17 protein-coding genes are annotated in these 18,995 nt (G+C 61.7%); 1 reads left to right on the top strand and 16 read right to left on the bottom strand.

The features are described from left to right. Positions 1-22: 22 nt before the first annotated feature. The 12 genes from AC0IW7_RS03530 to AC0IW7_RS03475 all read right to left on the bottom strand — a co-directional run bounded on the left by AC0IW7_RS03530 (position 23) and on the right by AC0IW7_RS03475 (position 11,371). Entirely contained in the window at positions 23-340 is a 318-nt protein-coding gene (locus AC0IW7_RS03530) for a YkgJ family cysteine cluster protein (RefSeq protein ID WP_471815784.1), read from the bottom strand. A 39-nt stretch (positions 341-379) separates the two neighbouring features. Beyond that, complete coding sequence (locus tag AC0IW7_RS03525; RefSeq protein ID WP_471815782.1) at positions 380-865, bottom strand: DUF2878 domain-containing protein; 486 nt, start codon at positions 863-865, stop codon at positions 380-382. Between the two features lie 16 nt (positions 866-881). Continuing rightward, on the bottom strand, positions 882-2,153 hold the full coding sequence (locus tag AC0IW7_RS03520; RefSeq protein ID WP_471815780.1) for a class I SAM-dependent methyltransferase: 1,272 nt from the start codon (positions 2,151-2,153) through the stop codon (positions 882-884). Next, on the bottom strand, positions 2,140-2,937 hold the full coding sequence (locus AC0IW7_RS03515) for a DUF1365 domain-containing protein (protein WP_471815779.1): 798 nt from the start codon (positions 2,935-2,937) through the stop codon (positions 2,140-2,142). Before AC0IW7_RS03515 ends, AC0IW7_RS03520 begins: the two co-directional genes overlap by 14 nt. Beyond that, the gene (locus tag AC0IW7_RS03510; RefSeq protein ID WP_471815778.1) at positions 2,934-4,184 is read right to left on the bottom strand and encodes an NAD(P)/FAD-dependent oxidoreductase; all 1,251 of its coding nucleotides are present in this window, start codon (positions 4,182-4,184) and stop codon (positions 2,934-2,936) included. The genes AC0IW7_RS03515 and AC0IW7_RS03510 overlap by 4 nt, the downstream gene beginning before the upstream one ends. Beyond that, complete coding sequence (locus tag AC0IW7_RS03505) at positions 4,181-4,969, bottom strand: SDR family NAD(P)-dependent oxidoreductase (RefSeq protein WP_471815777.1); 789 nt, start codon at positions 4,967-4,969, stop codon at positions 4,181-4,183. Before AC0IW7_RS03505 ends, AC0IW7_RS03510 begins: the two co-directional genes overlap by 4 nt. Then, positions 4,966-5,442: a nuclear transport factor 2 family protein gene (locus AC0IW7_RS03500; protein WP_471815776.1), complete on the bottom strand. Its 477-nt coding sequence runs from the start codon at positions 5,440-5,442 to the stop codon at positions 4,966-4,968. The genes AC0IW7_RS03505 and AC0IW7_RS03500 overlap by 4 nt, the downstream gene beginning before the upstream one ends. A gap of 3 nt (positions 5,443-5,445) precedes the next feature. Next, positions 5,446-6,924 (bottom strand): deoxyribodipyrimidine photo-lyase, encoded by a 1,479-nt coding sequence (phrB, locus tag AC0IW7_RS03495; RefSeq protein WP_471815774.1) that lies wholly within the window; start codon positions 6,922-6,924, stop codon positions 5,446-5,448. Then, positions 6,924-7,895, bottom strand: coding sequence for a MerR family transcriptional regulator (locus AC0IW7_RS03490; protein ID WP_463551520.1), 972 nt, complete (start codon positions 7,893-7,895; stop codon positions 6,924-6,926). Before AC0IW7_RS03490 ends, phrB begins: the two co-directional genes overlap by 1 nt. 14 nt (positions 7,896-7,909) lie before the next feature. Further along, positions 7,910-8,863, bottom strand: coding sequence for a YbgA family protein (locus tag AC0IW7_RS03485; protein ID WP_471815772.1), 954 nt, complete (start codon positions 8,861-8,863; stop codon positions 7,910-7,912). A gap of 127 nt (positions 8,864-8,990) precedes the next feature. Next, entirely contained in the window at positions 8,991-10,079 is a 1,089-nt protein-coding gene (gene trmA / locus AC0IW7_RS03480; protein WP_471815771.1) for a tRNA (uridine(54)-C5)-methyltransferase TrmA, read from the bottom strand. Beyond that, entirely contained in the window at positions 10,076-11,371 is a 1,296-nt protein-coding gene (locus AC0IW7_RS03475; protein ID WP_463551522.1) for an NCS2 family permease, read from the bottom strand. Before AC0IW7_RS03475 ends, trmA begins: the two co-directional genes overlap by 4 nt. A gap of 541 nt (positions 11,372-11,912) precedes the next feature. Here AC0IW7_RS03475 and AC0IW7_RS03470 point away from each other — a divergent pair. Then, positions 11,913-13,304, top strand: coding sequence for a PhoH family protein (locus AC0IW7_RS03470; protein WP_122452130.1), 1,392 nt, complete (start codon positions 11,913-11,915; stop codon positions 13,302-13,304). A gap of 284 nt (positions 13,305-13,588) precedes the next feature. On the opposite strand, the gene AC0IW7_RS03465 is transcribed toward AC0IW7_RS03470, so the two are convergent. The 4 genes from AC0IW7_RS03465 to AC0IW7_RS03450 all read right to left on the bottom strand — a co-directional run bounded on the left by AC0IW7_RS03465 (position 13,589) and on the right by AC0IW7_RS03450 (position 18,673). Beyond that, positions 13,589-15,034 carry a mannose-1-phosphate guanylyltransferase/mannose-6-phosphate isomerase gene (locus tag AC0IW7_RS03465; protein WP_471815769.1) on the bottom strand — a complete coding sequence of 482 codons (1,446 nt, stop codon included), beginning with the start codon at positions 15,032-15,034 and terminating at the stop codon, positions 13,589-13,591. Between the two features lie 176 nt (positions 15,035-15,210). Continuing rightward, a complete protein-coding gene (locus AC0IW7_RS03460) occupies positions 15,211-15,861 on the bottom strand; it encodes an alginate O-acetyltransferase AlgF (RefSeq protein WP_471816110.1) in 651 nt (216 codons plus the stop codon). A 70-nt stretch (positions 15,862-15,931) separates the two neighbouring features. Continuing rightward, entirely contained in the window at positions 15,932-17,107 is a 1,176-nt protein-coding gene (locus AC0IW7_RS03455) for an alginate O-acetyltransferase (RefSeq protein ID WP_471815767.1), read from the bottom strand. Positions 17,108-17,119: 12 nt separating this feature from the next. Then, the gene (locus tag AC0IW7_RS03450) at positions 17,120-18,673 is read right to left on the bottom strand and encodes an MBOAT family O-acyltransferase (protein ID WP_471815766.1); all 1,554 of its coding nucleotides are present in this window, start codon (positions 18,671-18,673) and stop codon (positions 17,120-17,122) included. Positions 18,674-18,995: the final 322 nt, after the last annotated feature.

Here is an 18,995-nt window from a genome sequence, read left to right as displayed (position 1 = left end):
TATACCGATGCTGCTGTGGGAATTAGCGGTAAATAGTCGACAACTGTTGGCGCTCTTCCAGGCATTCCGCCGAGCCGGTCTCAAAAATCCGGCACACCCAGGGCCGGTTTTCGTAGATGGTGCAGCGCATCGTGTCGCGGTCCAGCGCAATGCACCAGCCGTCGTCGAGACGCGCCATCACCTCGCCGCCCCACTCATCGGAGTCGATGTAACGCTCGGGTACGCCCGTGTCGGTGAGCAGCATCACTTCCAACTGGCAGCAACAGGCCGCGCAGTTGGAGCAGGCCACGGCAGGCGCGGGCTCAAGGGTGACGAGGGGAATGGTTGGAAGGTCGCTCATGGGGGCGACAGTGTACAGATTGCCGCCCGACGCAGGCTGCTATTCGTCCGGGTGCAGTCGTCGCGCCAGGGCGTGCAGCAATGGAAACAGCACGGCCCACAGCATTGCCAAGGTGAGCAGACTCGGCACCAGACCGTACGGCAATTGCACCCCGGTGAGTCGTGCGCCGGCGTAGTACGACAGCGGTGCACTCACCGCGCCCAGCACGCAGGCAAGCCCCAGCGGCCGTGCCGTCCAGGCCAGACAATGGCGCAAGGTGGTGGCCAGCAGCGTCCACATCAGCACCAGCCAAGCGGGAATCAGCCAGCCGCCCAGCAACGCTTGCCCCTCGGCAAACACAAACAGCCCGCCGTGCATCAAGGCACTGTCGAGGGCAGTGCCCAGTAGCGTCACCGCCAACAGCAAACGCACTTCGCCGCGACCGAGCCAGGCCAGGTGAATAACCACTACCAGCGCGATGACCCCCAGCAATGCCGGGTACTGCGGGCTGTACACGCCAGCGAACCAACCGAGCTGAAACAGCACGGCGTTCGCCACCGTCTTAAGCGTCAAAGCGGCCCAACAAAGGCGCAGGTTGCGCCGCCGGTTTGGCCAATAGCAGCTGCGCGGTGCCGATGGTGCGCTCAATAAAACCACCCTCGCAGTAGCACAGGTAAAACTCCCACAAGCGGAAGAAGTAATCGTCGTAACCCTTCTCGTGCAGGGTGTGGCGAGCGTTACGCAGGTTGTCGTGCCACAGGCGCAAGGTGCGGGCGTAGTGCAGGCCGAAGTCCTCCATGTGCAGCAGGTTCATGTCGGTTTCTTCAGTCACCACCGTGAGCATGGTGGTCAGCGAGGGCAGGGCGCCGCCGGGGAAGATGTAGCGTTGAATGAAGTCGACACTGCGTTTGGCCTGCTCATAGCGCTGGTCGCGGATGGTGATGGCTTGCAGCAGCATCAAGCCGTCGTCTTTGAGCAGGTGCGCGCATTGCTTGAAGTAGGTGGGCAGAAAGCTGTGGCCCACCGCTTCGATCATTTCGATGGACACCAGTTTGTCGTACTGGCCAACCAGGTCGCGGTAGTCCTGCAACAGCAACGTCACGCGATCTTGCAAGCCCTGCGCTTCAATGCGCTGACGGGTGTAGGCGTATTGCTCGCGCGACAGCGTGGTGGTGGTGACCTGGCAGCCGTAATTCACCGCCGCGTAAATCGCCATGCTGCCCCAGCCGGTGCCTATTTCCAGCAAATGGTCGGTCGGTTTCAAGGCGAGTTTCTGGCAGATGCGTTCCAGCTTATTCAGCTGCGCCTGCTCCAGAGTGTCGTCCGCGTTTTGGAACATGGCAGCGGAATACATCATGGTCGGGTCGAGGAATTGCTCGAACAGCTCGTTACCCAGGTCGTAGTGCGCCGCGATGTTTTTCTGCGAACCCTTGCGCGTGTTGCGGTTCAGCCAATGCAGGCCGGCAACCAGCGGGCGCCCCAGTTGTGCCAGGCCACGCTCCATGGAATCGAGCAGGTCGAGGTTGCACACAAACACGCGCACCACGGCGGTCAGGTCGGGCGAACTCCAGTAGCCGTGGATATACGCCTCGCCGGAACCAATCGAGCCATTGCTGGCGACCAACGACCACACGGCGGGGTCGAGCACGTGAATTTCCGCCTGTAGCTCAGCGCCAGGCTGGCCGAACACCAGGCGCTCGCCGTTCTCGACGATGCTCAGTTGGCCGTGCCGCAGTTGCCCGAGCAGGCGCAACACGGCGCGGCGCAATAAGCCGGCGCCGATGCCATTGCCAGTGCGGGAAAAGGTTTTACTGCTGAGGCTAGGGCTTTTCATGGTGGCTTTCCGGCGAAGCCACGCGCACAGAACCCTGCGCCGGCTGGTGGGAGAAAAGGGGCGTGCGTTTAAGCAGCAGGCGCAGCGCCTGCCAGTAGATGGCCAACACGGTTTTGGCGGTCATCCAGGGAAAACTCAGCAAGTGCCCGTGCAGGCTCGCGCGCGTTAGCGGGCGGCGCGTCAGGCTCAGGCTGGCGTCGAACAGTTTGTGCTCGCCTTGCCAGTCGGCCATGAACACGCCCAGGCGCGCAGTGGGCTGGCTGAAGGTCATGCGGTACTGCAAATCGCGCGGCAGAAACGGCGACACGTGAAAAGACTTGTCCACCCGCACGTGGTGCGGGCCGGAGTGGCCGTCTTCGCACGGCAACACGTAGTGATAACGCTCGCGCCACGGTGTGTTGCTGACTTCGCATAACACCGCCTGCAACTGCCCGACGCTGTCGTAGCAGTAGAAAAAACTTGCCGGATTAAACGCCACGCCCCAGCTGCGCGGCTGTGCCAGCAGGCAGATTCTGCCCAGCAGGGGCGTGCCCAAGGCCTCGCTGACCACGCCGCGCACGGCATCGCTCAGGCGAACGCCAGCGCCGGTAAAGGTCGGCAGAAAGTCGGTCTCGCGAAACGCAAACGGCGCCCAGCGGCTGCGCCCGGCCAATGGCGATAACGCCAGCACCTGTTCCTGTTCATCCAAATCAAGAAACAGAAAGCCCATGCGATAGCGGAAATCGTGGGCGCGCGGGCTGAAGCGCCGGTGCTGCACCCAGCCGCAGTACAAGGCGCTGTTCATTGCAGCGCCTCGCCAAACGCCTGCCCAACGCGCAGGGCGCTGACGACGCCATCTTCATGAAAACCGTTGGCCCAGTAGGCGCCGCAATAGTACGTATGGTTTACGCCGAGCAGCTCGTGCCAGCGCCCTTGAGCTTCGACGCCGGCCAGGCTGTATTGCGGATGCGCATAGGTGTGGCGCGACAGCACCTTTGCCGGGTCGATCACCTCGTTCTGATTCAGGCTCACGCAGAACGTAGTGTCGCTCTGAATGCCTTGCAGAATGTTCATGTCGTACGTCACCGCCGCCGCGCGCTCGCGGTTGCCGTCGAGGCGGTAGTTCCAGCTGGCCCAGGCCAGGCGACGCTTGGGCAGCAGGCGCGTATCGGTGTGCAGCACCACGTCGTTTTCGGCATACGGCAACGCGCCGAGAATGCTTTGCTCTGCCGCCGTCGGTTGGTCGAGCAGTTGCAGCGCTTGGTCGCTGTGGCAGGCGAAAATCACCTTGTCGAAATGCTCGATGCCATGGGCGCTGTGCACGGTCACGCCGATCTCATCGCGCTCCACTTTCAGCACCGGGCAATTAAGCCGAATGTGTTGGCGGAAAGACGCCACCAGCGGCTCCACATAACCACGCGAACCGCCGCTGATCACATGCCATTGCGGCCGGTTGTTGACCGACAGCAAGCCGTGATTCTTGAAAAATTGCACAAAGAAACGCAGCGGAAAATTCAGCATCTCGCCCAGCGACATCGACCAGATCGCCGCGCCCATCGGCACGATGTAGTGGTCGATAAAGCGCTGACGATAGCCGCGTGTTTGCAGGTAAGTGCCCAGCGTCATGCCGGAATTGATTTGCTGGTTTTCCAGCTCGGCCAGGGCTTCGCGGTTGAAGCGCAAGATGTCGCGCAACATGCCCCAGAACGTCGGTGACAGCAGATTGCGCCGCTGGGCGAACAGGCTGTTTAGCGTGTTGCCGTTGTACTCCACGCCGCTCTGCAGGTCGTGCACCGAGAAGCTCATTTCGGTGGGTTGGTAGGCCACTTTCAGTTTGTCGAGCAAGCGAATGAAGTTCGGGTAGGTCCAGTCGTTGAACACGATAAAACCGGTGTCCACTGCGTAATCGCGGCCATCGACTTGCACGTCCACGGTATGGGTGTGGCCGCCGATCCATTCGCTGGCTTCGAACACCTGAATATCGTGCTGGCGGTTGAGCAGATAGGCGCTGGTCAGCCCTGAAATACCGCTGCCGATAATGGCAATTTTCATACGTCGTCCTTGGCGGAATGCGAAACAGGTTCGGCGCTGCGCGCCATGCGTTTGCCCAGGGCCAGTTGCACCGTGGAGGGCAAACTGGCGAGCAACTTGAGCACGGCAATAAAGGGGCCGGGGAAAGCAATTTCGTGGGGGCGTTTGGCCATGCGCTTGGCGATATGTAGGGCGGCTTTTTCGGCGGACCAGGTCATCGGCATGGCGAAGTCATTGCGCGCGGTCAGCGGCGTTTCGACGAAGCCTGGGCTAACCAGCGTGACGTCGATGCCTTCGGCGGCGAGGTCGATGCGCAGCGCCTGCATCAGATAACGCAGCGCCGCCTTCGATGCGCCATAGGCCTCGGCACGGGGCAGCGGCAAATAGGTGACTGAGCTGGCAACCGCGACCAGGTGCGGTTCATGGCCCGCACGCAACAACGGCAGCGCCGCTTCGATGCAGTAGCTGGCCGACAGCAGGTTGGCGCGCATGACCCGCTCGACCATGGCTGCTTCGAAATGCTGGGCGTCGATGTATTCGCAGGTGCCGGCGTTGAGAATTGCACCATCCAGCGCGCCCCATTGCTGCCCGATCTGCTCACCGATCTCGCGTACTTGGTCGGCCTCGCCCAAGTCGCCGGGCAATACCAGAACGCGCCCCGGAAACCGTGCAGCCAAGGCTTGCAATGGTTCCACACGGCGGGCACTGAGGGCGAGGCGGTGGCCTTGAGCCAACAACTGTTCGGCCAGGGCCGCGCCGATGCCGCTGCTAGCGCCGGTCAGCCAGATACGTCTTTCGCTGCTCATGCCAGGCGCCCCTTCAGCCAGTGAATAACCCGCCCCATCACGGGCAAGTGCTCGTACAGCAGGGCGCCGGCGTCGAAATAATCGCGGTGCGCGTACACCTTGTCGTGCCACAGCAGGTGCGAGCAGCCGTCCACCTCGATGGCCTTGCCGCCATTCAAACGGGGATGGCGGTAGGTCATGGTCCAGCGCAGGTAGCCGGCGCCCGGCGTGAGTTCATCGAACCCGTGGAACTGAAAGTGCAGGTCCTGAACGTTGGCGTACAACTGCTCGAAATAGGCGCGCATGGCCGGCAGACCATGAATTTCATGCAGCGGGTCCTGGAAGCGCACGTCGTCGCTGTAGAGCTGGCCCAAGGTGTCCAGGTTGTCGGCGTTCAGTGCGGCAAATGCGTGAGCGAAGCGCTGCAGGAAGTCGCGCGGGTCACCGTCACGCTGCGGCTCGTGGCCGGGCGTTGTTGCTCGTTCAAGGGGCATGGCTCAGTTTCTCCAGGGCACATCGCTGTCGTCGCCAAACAACGGCGGAAGTTGGGCATCGCCCAGGCTCTTGAACGCGCTGATGGCGCGGGCACGGCTGCTGCTTAAATCGACGATGGGCGCGGGGTAGTCCACGCCACCGAACAAGTCCGCGCCTTTGCGCAGGTGCGGGTTGTGCACGTCTTTGTCGCTGAGCGCATTCAACTGCGGCAGCCAGTGGCGAATAAAACGGCCTTGGGCGTCGAAGCGTTGCGACTGGCTGACCGGATTGAAAATGCGGAAGTAGGGCGCCGAGTCGGTGCCGGTGGACGCGCTCCACTGCCAGCCGCCGTTGTTCGCCGCCAGGTCGCCATCAATCAAATGGCGCATAAAAAACCGCTCGCCCTCGCGCCAGTCGATCAGCAGGTTTTTCGTCAGAAACATCGCCACCACCATGCGCAGGCGGTTATGCATCCAGCCGGTCGCCAGCAACTGCGCCATGGCCGCATCAATCAGCGGAATGCCGGTACGACCTTCCTGCCAGGCCGCGAGGTCTTTGGGCGCGTTGCGCCAGGCCAGCGCCTCGGTTTCCTGGCGAAAGGCGCGGTGCCGCGACACACGCGGATAACCGGCCAGAATGTGCTTGTAGAACTCGCGCCAGAGCAGCTCGTTGATCCAGGTGATGATGCCGGTGTTGCCGCTTTCGAATTCACCGTGGTTGCTCATCAGCGCGCGGTGCAAGCACTGGCGCGCCGACACCACGCCCGCTGCCAGGTAGGTCGAGAGCTGACTGGTCCCCGGCGTGGCGGGCAGGTCACGGGCGTCGTGGTAATAGCCGATGCGCTCGTCAGCGAAGGTTTCCAGCCGCTTATGGGCCTCAGCTTCGCCCGCCGGCCACAGCGCCTGCAGGCTGGCCGGTGGCGTGGCGAAACCGGGCACGGAGGAGGGCAGAGCATCGCTGGTAATGCCCAGCGCAGCCTGCTTTTTCGGCAACGGCACGAGCGGCGGCAAAGCGGTATGCAGGCGGCTGTAGCAGACCTTGCGGAACTGACTGAACACCTGAAAGTAATTGCCCGCCTTGGTCAGGATGCTGCCCGGTTGGAACAGCAACTGGTCGAGATGGCTGTGCCACTGCACGCCTTGCTCCCCCAGGCGGTCGGCGACGGCATGGTCACGTTTGGTTTCGTTGATTCCGTACTCTTCATTAACCTGCACGCAGCCAATTTCATGCTCGTTGCACAGCTCGGCAATCACCTGCGGCGCGTCGGCCCAGGTGTCGGCCTTGCGGATCAGCAGCGGCACGCCCAGCTTTCCCAGCGCGTCGCGCAAGGGCGCGAGGTTGCGCAGCCAGAAGTCGACCTTGCACGGGGCGTCGTCGTGTTGTTGCCATTGCGAAGGGCTGAGTAGAAACACCGCCAGCGTTGGCCCCGCCTGCATGGCGGCGGCCAGGGCGCTGTTGTCCTGCACGCGCAGGTCGGTGCGAAACCACATCAGCTGGCGCATCACGCGTTGGCCTTTTTGGCGCCGAGCAAGTCGAGCTGCTGCAAGGTTTCCAGGGCCAGCAACGGGTCATCGGCCAGGTGCAGGCCGTTGAGCTGGGTTTGTAGCGCGAGCAAATCGGCATGGTGAATGCGCACGGTCGGGCCCACCAGCAAACGCGGGCAGCTGCTGTCGGCCAGCAACTTGGGCAACTGCGCGCTGGCCAGCGCCTGGCCGGAATACAGCAGCGTGGCGCGCGGCTTGATGTGCTCGATGGCCAGCGCCAGTTCCAGGGGCGGCAACGGCCAGTCGAACACCTCGACGGCACAATCGGCGCTGCTCAGCAGCCAGGCCGACAGCCACAACGCCGGCTCCATCGGCAGGTCCGACAGATTCACCAACAACAGCGGCGCGCCGCTCTGCTGACGGTTGTTCTGATAAATGCGCGAACCCAATTTGCTGCGCAACCAGGAGAAGAAGAACACCTTCTCCAACTGCGCGCCGAACTGGCCTTGCCAACGCTGTTCCAGCTCGGCCAGCAGCGGCAGAAGCAGTTGTTCGCAGAGCAGTTTCGGTGGATACAGCAGCTCGACGCGCTTGAAGGCATCGTCCAACCGGCGCTCGGCTTGTTCGCTGATGGCATTGAGCAGCGCCACGCGGGCTTCTTCCCAGCCATTGCTGTCGACATGGGCATTAGGCAGCGCGGCGGTTTTCAGCAGCGCCTTGACCTGGCTGACCGCTACGCCGCGATTGAGCCAGGTGAGAATCGCCTGAATACGGGCGATGTGATCTTGCGTGTACAGGCGATGCCCTTTGGCTGTGCGCTGCGGCACGATCAGCCCGTAGCGACGCTCCCAGGCGCGCAGGGTGACCGGGTTGACGCCGGTAATGCGCGACACGTCGCGGATCGGCAACAAGTTATTGGCCAGCGCCGCTTGCAGCTCGGCATCGGTGCTGTCTTCGGGTTCGTCGTGCTGGGGGGCGTGTTTATTCATTTATCTGTTCCAATTCAAAGCGCGTTGCGCAGGCTCAGCGTGGCCGGATGCGGCTGCAAATAAACCTGCTGCGCAACGTAGTGATCAGGGTGCAAGAGGAAATGGTGTTTGAGCAGCGTGAGCGGCACCACCAACGGTACATAACCGCGGCGATATTGCTCGATCAGCTGCTGCATTTCGGCTTTTTCTTGGGTGCTCAGCGTTTGCTTGAGATGGCCGCTGAGGTGCTGCAACACATTGCTGTGGGTGCCGCGCGTGGCGCATTTGCGCAGCGCTTCCATCAAGGCACTGAAATAGCGTGGCGCAAGGTCTTTCAGATCGTGCAGCACCATGTCGCCGAGCAATTGGCCCAGGGCGCGGTACTGCTCAGGGTTGGTCGCCAGCAACAGGTATTTGTAGCGGGCATGGAAGTGCGTGAGGCGCTGGCGGGTCAGACCGGTTTGCAGCAGCTCCTGCCAGTCGGCATAGGCGTACACGCGGGTGAGGAAATTTTCCCGCAGCACCGGGTCGTTCAGGCGGCCTTCTTCTTCCACCGGCAAATCCGGCAGCGCCGCGCAAAATGCGGCGGCGTACAGGCCACGACCCCCGCCCGGCGCCGGCAAGCCATTGGCCTGATACACCTTGACCCGGTACAGCCCACACGAAGGCGACTTCTGCATAAAGATGTAGCCGCTGATGCCGGTGAGCTGGGTGGCCATCTTCTCGCCGTAGGCGGTGAGTGCGTCGGTCACTTCCAGCTCCGGGCTCACGGTGCCCACCGCACGCGGTGCAGCGATATCGCCCACCAGGCGGATCGGCTCGCGCGGCGTGCCCATGCCAATCGCCACTTCCGGGCAAACGCCCACCAGATCGACATGCTCGGTCAGTTGCTCGGTGCACAGCATCGAACGCTTGTGCCCGCCGTTGTAGCGCACCTCGTCGCCCATTAAGCAGGCGCTGACGGCTATTTTCGGTTTGCTCTGACCCATTTCTGCCCCTACGTCTTACTTGTACAAGAGAAAGATCTTGTACAGCTTTAGGCGAGAGACTAGAGGCGTACTTGTACAAGTGCAAGTGCCTTGTACAAGTATTTACGCTGGGGAGGAGGCGCGGCGATTAACGGCGCGTCAGCAGAACGCCCGATTCCATGTGATGGGTGTAGGGGAACTGGTCAAACAACGCGCAGCGCTCAATGCGGTGCGTGTCGTTCAATTGGGCGATGTTCGCCGCGAGGGTTTCCGGGTTGCAGGAGATGTACAGGATGTTGTCGAAACGTCGTGTCAGCTCGCAGGTGTCGGGGTCCATGCCGGCGCGGGGCGGGTCGACGAATACGCTGCCAAATTCGTAAGCCTTGAGGTCGATGCCTTGCAGGCGCCGGAACGGCCGCACGTCGTTGAGCGCTTCGGTCAGTTCTTCGGCCGACAAGCGCACCAGCGTCACGTTGCTTACGCCGTTGTCATCCAGATTGGCCAGCGCGGCGTTTACTGAGGTTTTGCTGATTTCCGTGGCCAGCACGTTACGCACGCGGGTGGCCAGCGGCAGGGTGAAGTTGCCGTTGCCGCAATACAGCTCGAGCAAGTCGTCGCTGCGTTGGCCGAGCGCGTCGTATGCCCAGTTGAGCATGTGCTGATTCACCGTGCCGTTGGGCTGGGTGAAGGCGCCTTCCGGTTGTCGGTAACTGAAGGTGCGGCCGGCAACATCAAGTTTTTCGACGACGTAATCGCGATCAACCACCAGCCGCTGCCCACGGGACCGGCCGACGATGCTCACGCCCAAGTCTGCCGCCAACTGCTCGGCGGCAGCCTGCCATTCCTCGTTCAACGGGCGGTGGTAGCACAGGGTTATCAGCCCGTCGCCGGCCAGCGTGGTCAGAAACTCCACCTGAAACAGCTTGAAGCCCAGCGCTTTGCTACCTTGCCAGGCGGCTTTTAGCTGCGGCATCAGCGCATTGATGCGCTGGCTGGCGATGGGGAAGTCTTCGAGCAGAATCGGCGTGTGTTTGTCGCCGGCGGCGAACATGGCGTAGAAGCGCTCTTCACCCTCACGCCACAGGCGGAACTCGGCGCGCAGGCGATAAAACTCGCGCGGCGACTCGAATACTTGCGGTGCGGGTGCATCGAACGGCGCGAGCAAATCTTGCAGGCGCTGCTTCTTTTCCGCCAGTTGGGCGTCGTAGGTGCTGGGGTCGAATTGGGGCGCGCTCATGCGTTGAACCACCCCAGTTTCACCACAAACAGCACGGCCAGAATCACGATGGCCGGGTTCAGTTCGCGCCAGCGGCCGGCGAGCAGCTTGATCACCGCCCAGGCGATAAAGCCAAAGGCGATGCCGTTGGCAATCGAGAAGGTCAGTGGCATGGCCAGGGCGGTAATCACCACCGGGGCGGCGACGGTGATGTCGCTCCAGTCAATTTCTGCCAGGCCGGCGGTCATCAGCACGGCCACGAACAGCAACGCCGGCGCGGTGGCGAAAGCCGGCACGCTGCCCGCCAGTGGCGCGAGGAACAGCGACAGCAGAAACAGAATGGCGACCACCACGGCGGTAAGCCCGGTGCGGCCACCGGCGCTCACGCCCGCTGCCGATTCGATGTAGCTGGTGGTGGTCGAGGTGCCGAGCACCGAACCGACCATCGCTGCGCTGCTGTCGGCGATCAGGGCGCGGCCCATCTTCGGCATATGGCCGTCGGCGCGCATCAGACCGGCCTTTTTAGCCACGGCAATGAGCGTGCCGGAGTTGTCGAAAATATCCACAAACAGGAAAGCAAACACCACGGTCACCAGGCCGATGTTCAGCGCGCCTTTGATGTCCAGTTGCATAAAGGTTGGAGCCAGGGACGGCGGCATCGAGAACACGCCGCCAAACTGCGAAACGCCCAAGGCGATGCCTGCTGCGGTAGTCACCAGAATGCCGATCAACACGGCGCCGGTGATTTTGCGAGCTTCCAGCGCAACGATGATGAAGAACCCGAGAATCGCCAGCAGCGGCGCCGGTTGGCTGAGGTCGCCCATGCCCACCAACGTGGCCGGGTTGGCAACAACGATGCCGGCCTCTTTCAGCGCAATCAGCGCCAGGAACAGGCCGATGCCGGCGGCAATGGCCGAGCGCAGCTCAAGAGGGATGCTGTTGATGATCCACTCGCGGATGCGAAAGATCGACAGCACGAAAAACATGCACGCCGACAAGAACACTGCACCCAGCGCCACTTGCCAGGTGTGCCCCATATGCAGCACGACGGTGTAGGTGAAGAACGCGTTCAAACCCATGCCCGGAGCCAGGGCGATGGGGTAGTTGGCGATAAAGCCCATGATCGCCGAGCCGATGGCAGCGGCCAGGCAGGTCGCGACGAACACGGCGCCTTTATCCATGCCGGTCTCGCCGAGAATGCTCGGGTTCACGAACAGGATGTAAGCCATGGTCAGGAAAGTCGTGATCCCGGCGAGGACCTCGGTGCGCACCGTGGTGTTGTGTGCAGTGAGTTGGAACAGTCTTTCCAGCATGGGCGGGCTCCGCGGATGTGATCAGTGGCCGTCTTGTTGCTCATCGAAGCAAAGCACAGACGCCTGGCTGGCGCTCTGTGGCTCGGTTCCGAGGAGTCGGGTGCGGCGAAAAAAGCGGCGCATCATACCAGTTCGCACGCGCGCACTTGTGCCTTGCATCGTGCGCGGGCCGGTACGGCAGCAAACGGTGACGGATAAACGAGAACGGGAGGAGGGCGGGGCGAGCGATCCTGCATACGCACAATGTATGTAGGAAAAGGCTGTTAAGCGCTGGTAGGACTTCCGACTTTAACTAGCCGCTTCCGGTACGCCAAGGGCTTTTCGTCGCACCGAAAAATAAACCTGGCAAACGCAAAAATTACTTTTTCCTGTCACGTTTTTTGGAGTATCTAAAAGGCAGACCGTCGTAACTGGCGCGCAGCAGCCTCTTCTCTGCTGGTGCAATTCCCCCGCTGCGGCCAGGGAATGAAACGGCGGTCTGGTGCGGCGGAGCGCTGACCTGGCATTCCGTCGCTTGGCTCCTATAAGAAGGTGACCGAGTATGGATGACCACGGACGCTCCAGCCCTACTGCTCCAATCCTCTACGCCCTCGATACCAACGTTCTGATCCACGACCCCAACGCCCTGCTGAACTTCCAGGAACACCACGTCGCCATCCCCATGACCGTCCTAGAGGAACTGGACAAACTCAAAACTGGCAAGCAAGGCGTCGCAGCAGAATGCAGGCAAGCCATCCGCCTGATCGACAAGATCCTCGGCGGTGCCTCTCCCGAAGAAGTCGAACACGGTGTACCGATTCAACGCGATAAAAGCGGTCCCTGCGGTTACCTCTCCATCCTCATGAGTCGTCGCGCCGAGCCCATCACCTGGCTGCCCGAAGACCTCAACGACAACAAAATCATCAACCAGCTGGTCGACTTGCAAGCCCGCAAGCCGGGCCTCTCCGTGGTGCTGGTGACCAAAGACATCAACATGCGCCTCAAGGCGCGCGCCTGTGGCATTGAATCCGAGGACTACCACACCGACCAACTGGTCGACGACATCTCGCTGTTGCCGCGCGGGTATCACACCCTCAGCGGCTCGTTCTGGGATCGCGTCAACAAGGTCGACACCCGCCAGGACCATGGCCGTACCTGGCACCGCGTGCAGATGACCGACAACTTGCCGGCCGTGCACATCAACGAATTCATCATCGACGAGCAGGGTTTTGTCGGCTGGGTCAAAGGCATCAAAGCCGATGAGCTGTTGCTGCTCGACCTGCATCAGGAACCCTTGCTGCATCAAGAAGCGTGGGGCCTGCGCCCGCGCGACATCTACCAGAGCCTGGCGCTGTTCGCCTTGCTCGATCCGGATATTCACCTGGTCAACCTGTCCGGCGCTGCCGGCTCGGGCAAAACCATTCTGGCCTTGGCGGCCGCCATCGAACAAACCATGGTCACCAAGCGTTACCGGCGCATCATCGCGACCCGCAGCGTGCAGGGGCTGGACCAGGAAATCGGTTTCCTGCCTGGCACCGAAGCGGAAAAAATGGAGCCGTGGCTGGGCGCCATCACCGACAACCTCGAAGCCCTGCACATGGACGACGAGAACACCCACGGCAGCGTCGACTACATCCTTGGCAAAGTGCCGCTGCAATTCAAATCGCTGAACTACATTCGCGGTCGTAGCTTCCAGCAAAGCCTGATTTTGATCGACGAATGCCAGAACCTGACGCCGCACCAGATGAAAACCATCATCACGCGTGCCGGTACCGGTTCCAAAGTGGTGTGCCTGGGTAACCTGGCGCAGATCGATACGCCGTATCTGTCAGCACCCAGCTCGGGGCTGACCTACCTGACGGAGCGCTTTAAAGATTTTCCACATGGGGTGCATATCACCCTGCAAGGCGTGCCACGGTCGGTGCTGGCCGAGTACGCGGAAGCGAATATGTGAGGGTTGGATAGGAGGGAAAAAACCGGGCCTTGGGGCCCGGTTTTTTTTGGTCGGTTATAAGATGAAGAGCCCCTCTCCCCAGCCCTCTCCCGCAAGCGCGCGAGGGAGCCGATCACCGTTTCGTTGAAGACGTCACCCCTCGCCCGCTTGCGGGAGAGGGGCTGGGGGAGAGGGGCCGTTTGGCTCTAGCGCAAGCGCGCGAGGGAGCCGATCACCGTTTCGTTGAAGACGTCACCCCTCGCCCGCTTGCGGGAGAGGGGCCGGGGGAGAGGGACCGTTTGGCTCTAGCGCACCACCGTCTTCACCTGCACCCCGTTGCCCTCATCGCGCCCGTAAATATCCTCATAGCGCTCAATGTCGTCCTCACCCAGATAACTGCCCGACTGCACCTCAATAATCTCCAGCGGAATTTTCCCCGGGTTGGCCAGCCGGTGAACCGAGGCAATCGGAATATAGGTCGACTGGTTCTCCGTCAGCAGGAACACGTTTTCATCGCACGTCACCTCGGCGGTGCCCGACACCACAATCCAGTGCTCGGCGCGGTGGTGGTGCATTTGCAGGGACAACTGCGCGCCGGGCTTCACGGTGATGTGCTTGACCTGAAAGCGTCCGCCCATATCGACCGAGTCATACGAACCCCAAGGGCGATAAACCTCGCAGTGGTTTTCGGTTTCGCTGCGGCCGGCTTCTTTCAGGGTGTTGACCAGTTGCTTGACCTCCTGCACGCGATCCTTGTGGGCGATCATCATGGCGTCCTTGGTTTCCACCACCACGATGTTTTCCAGGCCGATCACCGACACCAGCTTGCCGTTGCCGTGTACCAGGCAGTTGTGGCTGTCGCGCACCACCACGTCGCCTTTGGTGACGTTGCCGGCGTCGTCTTTTTCATGCACATCCCACAACGAACTCCAGCACCCCACGTCGCTCCAGCCTGCGGTCAGCGGCACCACGCAGGCGCGGTCGGTTTTTTCCATCACCGCATAGTCGATGGAGTTGTCCGGGCAGCACTCGAAGGTGGCGGCGTCGATGTCGATGGTTTCGCCATCGAAGGTGCTGCGCTCCAGGGCCAGCAGGCAGGTGTCGTAGATGTCCGGGTCGTGGCGTTTCAGTTCGTCGAGGAAGCGGCTGGCGCGGAACAGGAACATGCCGCTGTTCCAGAAATAGCTGCCGGATTTGACGAATTCGGCGGCGCGCTGGGCATTGGGTTTCTCGACGAACTGCTCAACCCGGCTGACGCCTTCTGGCAGCGCGCCGTCTTGGCCGGCCTTGATATAGCCATAGCCGGTTTCCGGTTTGGTTGCGGGTACGCCGAACAGCACCAAATCGCCCGCTTCGGCGGCAATGGTGGCGATGGCCAAAGCGCGCTGGAAGGCTTTCTGGTCATCGATGACGTGGTCGGCCGGCATCACCAGCAAAAGCTCGTCGCGGCCTTCATTGAGCAGCTTCATGGCGGCAATCGCCACGGCCGGCGCAGTGTTGCGGCCGAAGGGTTCCATCAGCACCGCCTGGCTCGCCAGGTTCAGCGCCGAGAGCTGCTCTTGCACGATAAAGCGGTGGTCTTTGTTGCACACAATTACCGGCGGCTGCATGCCTTCGAACACCAGACGTTCGAGGGTTTGCTGGAACATCGTGTGCTCGCCGGTGAGGGCGAGGAATTGCTTGGGGAATTGTTTGCGCGATAGCGGCCACAGCCGCGAACCGCTGCCGCCCGACAGGATGATTGGAATCATGGGAATCTCCTTTACATGTGAGTCCGTGCGATCTGCTGCGCGTCGGCCTGCCTGCGTTAAAACCAGCCCAGGACTGCTCATTGGCTACAGCCAACTGCGTTTCCTGGTCTGGTTTTGCCTTGGCACGCTCTAGCTCGCGAGATCGATATTCACGAACAGAAAAGCCAAGAGCGGGTTTATTCAGTAGCGGCCGGGCGCTTGACCCACACTGGCGAAAGCTTGCTGCCGGAGCCGGTGACGTACAGCGCAACCGCTTCACCCCGAGCGAGCGAGACCGGCTTCAGGTCGCTGATTTTTTGCGAGCCGTTGAACAGCGCGAGCTTGACGTTCACCGGGTTGATTTCACGGTCGCCTCGGGCGGCGGGGGCGACGTCTTCGACGACGGCGGTTTTACCGTCGGCGGTTTTCAGGGTGACTTTGGTGTCGCTGAGGTTTTGTACGCGCACCAGGGCTTTCTGTTTGTTCTTGAACGGCGGTTCTTCCACCAGTTTCGGTTGGCCGCCGGGCAGGGCGACGATGGTGTAGTACTTATCGGCGGCCAGCTTGACCGGCACGGTTTGCGAACCGACCTGAGCGCTGTAGTCGCCGCCCGGCAAGAAACCGAAGTCGCTGCTGCCCAGTGGGCCGACGTCGCTGAGCTTGGCGCTGCCCACCGTGGCGTTGATTTCCTGGCTGCCGGCGTTGTACACCCGCACGAATGCCGAACCCTTCGGCGCGGTGGGGCCGTAAAGGGCGGCTTCGTCGGCGTGTACCTGGGCGGCGAGCAGGCCAACTACCACGAACGCGCAGGCTTTACCGAGGCGGTTGTTAACGATTGCATGGGTGATGGATGGCTTCATTGTGTCGTTCTCCATGATGGGTGGCGCCCGCCCTGAAAGGCGCGAGCAGGGCGCCGGTCTAGCGGTTTGCCTGGATTGGCAACGAGGATTGGCGGCCGGATGCGGCCACGTCAGTGGCCGCACCGGCGGCCTTGAGTTGAGCGACCCACTTGGGATCGAAGTCGCTCAGGTTGGTTTTCATCGGCAAATAGCGCTCGGGGAATTCCCAGATCACCAGCTGGGGTGGCGCGTTTTTGAATTCATCGCTTTGCAAATACTTGAGCATTGGCTCAATCGGCCCGTGGCCCTGTTCGGCGTAGCTGACCACGTCGCTCTTCAGCGCTTGTTGCAGCGCGCCGACGAAGTTCCAGTTCGGGTTGGCGCTGTAGCTGGTGCCCACCAGTGCCACGGGCACTTGCTCGTCAGCGAACATAGCGTCGTCACCTTGGGCAGCCGATTCATCAGCGGCCCGCGTGGTGCGCTGTTGCAGTTGGTCAGGCTTGGGCAGCAAGTCGCTGAATAGCGGGTCTAGCGGCAGGAACGAGGTGAGGTCGCCCTTGTACGGCTCGGGCTGTTTCGATTCGGTGATGAACTGCTGCGGCGCGGCATTGATCGGCGCCTGTTTCGCCACTGTGGTACTGAGGTTCTGCGCCACTACGTCGGCGCCCATGGGCGTCCAGTGCGTGTCGGTGCGCAGGAACACCTGGCCCTGCAACTTGGCGTGTTGCAGCGGCATGAGCAGGTCCGGGGCGACAATGCCGGCCTGTTCGGCGCTGGTGTGGAAGCGTTGGTACAAGTCGCTGTGCAGCGAGGCCGGGGCTTCGTCGCCCAGGTGCTCGGGATACAACCGCGCCTTCGCCGGCAGAATGGCCAACACCAACTTCACGCCCTGTTTTTCCAATTGCTCCCGGGCGCCCTGAATCAGCGCCAGGTTCTCTTGCTGATAATCCTGGCCGTTGGCGATGGGCTTGAATTCCTCATCGCTGAACAGCCATTGGTCACGGCCCAGCACCACGCCGGGGCGGCCTTCGTTGAACAGCGTGTAATCCAGCGCCGCCCATAAGTTCGTGCCCAGGCGTTTGAGCGGGAATTCCTTGTCGTACTGGGTTTCGGCGGCCTTGGCCCATTTGCCGTTGAGCACGGTGTCGGTTGGCGTGGTGCTAAAGCCCGTAAAGGCGCGCAGCGACCACAGGCCCAGGCCCAACAGCAGGCCGAGGAACACGGCGATATACAGAATGCGTAATGATCGGGTCATGGCTGGGCTCGCTCAGAACTGGAAGTAAAGGAAGGGCGAGTAGCTCTGCGCCGAGAGCTTGAGAATCGAGGCCACGAACAGCAGCAACACCAGCGCTCGCATGGCGTAGCGCGGCCAGTCGGCGCTCCAGTACGCGGCTTGCACCTGTGCATCGGTGCCCACGGTGAAGCCGGGAACATGGATGTTCGGCTGCTCGCCCGGCACCGCTTTAACGGTGCCCGGTTGCGCGGTGGCAGGGCCGTCGGCCTCGGTGGTTTTGCCTTTGTCGATGGGCGGGTTGGCGTAGAAATCCCGCAGCCCGAAGAAGGCGAGGGTGGCGTAGGCCACTACCAGCGTCGCCACCTGCAAGCCGGTGAGGTTGGCGCGGTTGAGTTCCGACAGGTTCCAGTCGCCAAAGCCAAACATGGCGCCGTACATGCGGCCGGCCACGTGCAGGTTTTCCGCGCGGAAGATCACCCAACCCATGATCACCAGCAAGAAGGTGAAGGCCCAGCGCAGCACGTTGAAACTGCGTGGCGCGGTGTTGATGCCGATGGCTTTTTCAATCGCCAGCCACACGCCATGCCAGGCGCCCCACACGATGTAGGTGATATTCGCGCCGTGCCAGAGGCCGCCCAGCAGCATGGTCAGGAACAGATTGCGGTACGTCGCCACCTTGCCGCCGCGATTGCCGCCCAGGGTGATGTACAGGTAGTCGCGCAGCCAGGTGGACAGGCTGATATGCCAGCGCCGCCAAAACTCGGTGATCGACTGGCTGATGTACGGCTGCTTGAAATTTTCCATAAAGCGAAAGCCCATCATCAGGCCCAAGCCGATGGCCATGTCGCTGTAGCCGGAGAAGTCGAAATACAGCTGCGCCGTGTAGGCCAGCGCACCGAGCCAGGCATCGCCAGTGGTGGGGTTTTCCAGGGCGAAGCAGTGGTCCGCGACAATCGCCAGGGTGTCCGCAATAAACACCTTTTTGATAAAACCCTGCATAAAGCGCGTGGCGCCTTCGGAGAATTTATCCAGTGTGTGGGTGCGGTTGTTGAACTGATCGGCCAGGTCGCGAAAGCGCAACACAGGGCCGGCGATCAGGTGCGGGAAGATCGCCACGAACGCGGCGAAGTCGATGAGATTGCGCGTGGCAGGGGTGTCGCCCCGGTACACATCGATGATGTAGCTGATCGACTCGAAGATGTAGAACGAGATGCCGATGGGCAGCAGCACGTGGGTGAGAATGAACGGCTCCAGGCCGAACGAGGTGATGATGGCGTTAAGGCTGTCGACGCCGAAATTGGCGTATTTGAAGTAACCGAGAATGCACAGGTCCACACCCACACCGAGCAGCAGCCAGCGCTGCGCCGGCTTGGTCCGTACCCCGGCGGCACCCACCTTGAGGCCGATCCAGTAATTCCACAGCGTGACGCCGGCAAACAGCGCCAGAAAATCCACCCGCCACCAGGCGTAGAACACGTAGCTGGCAATCAGCAGCAGCAGATTGCGATAGCGTTGCCCGCTCAAATAGTACAAGCCGAGGAAAATCGGCAGGAACAAGAACAGGAACACATTGGATGAAAAAACCATCCGACTCTCTCCATCGTCACCTTCGGTTCAGAGGACGTGGCTAGCGCCACATCCCCCCCAAACCCCCCCCGGGATTTCCGGGTGGATTGTGTTATTTCGAGCTACTCGGTCAGTCCCTCTCCCGCTTGCGGGAGAGGGTTAGGGAGAGGGCAAACTTGCTGCCCTTACTCGATTGTTGGGGCTGAAATCCAACCCCCTCTCCTAGCCGGCCGCCCCCAGCCCTCTCCCCGCTGGGGCGAGGGGGCCGAATCGCGATACTGCGTCTAGCTCGGTAAGTCCCCTCTCCCGCTTGCGGGAGAGGGTTAGGGTGAGGGCAAACTTG

Source organism: Pseudomonas sp. AC229, assembly GCF_979254655.1.
The sequence above is the reverse complement of the archived record's forward strand: the minus strand, read 5'-3'. Positions and strand labels throughout refer to the sequence as shown.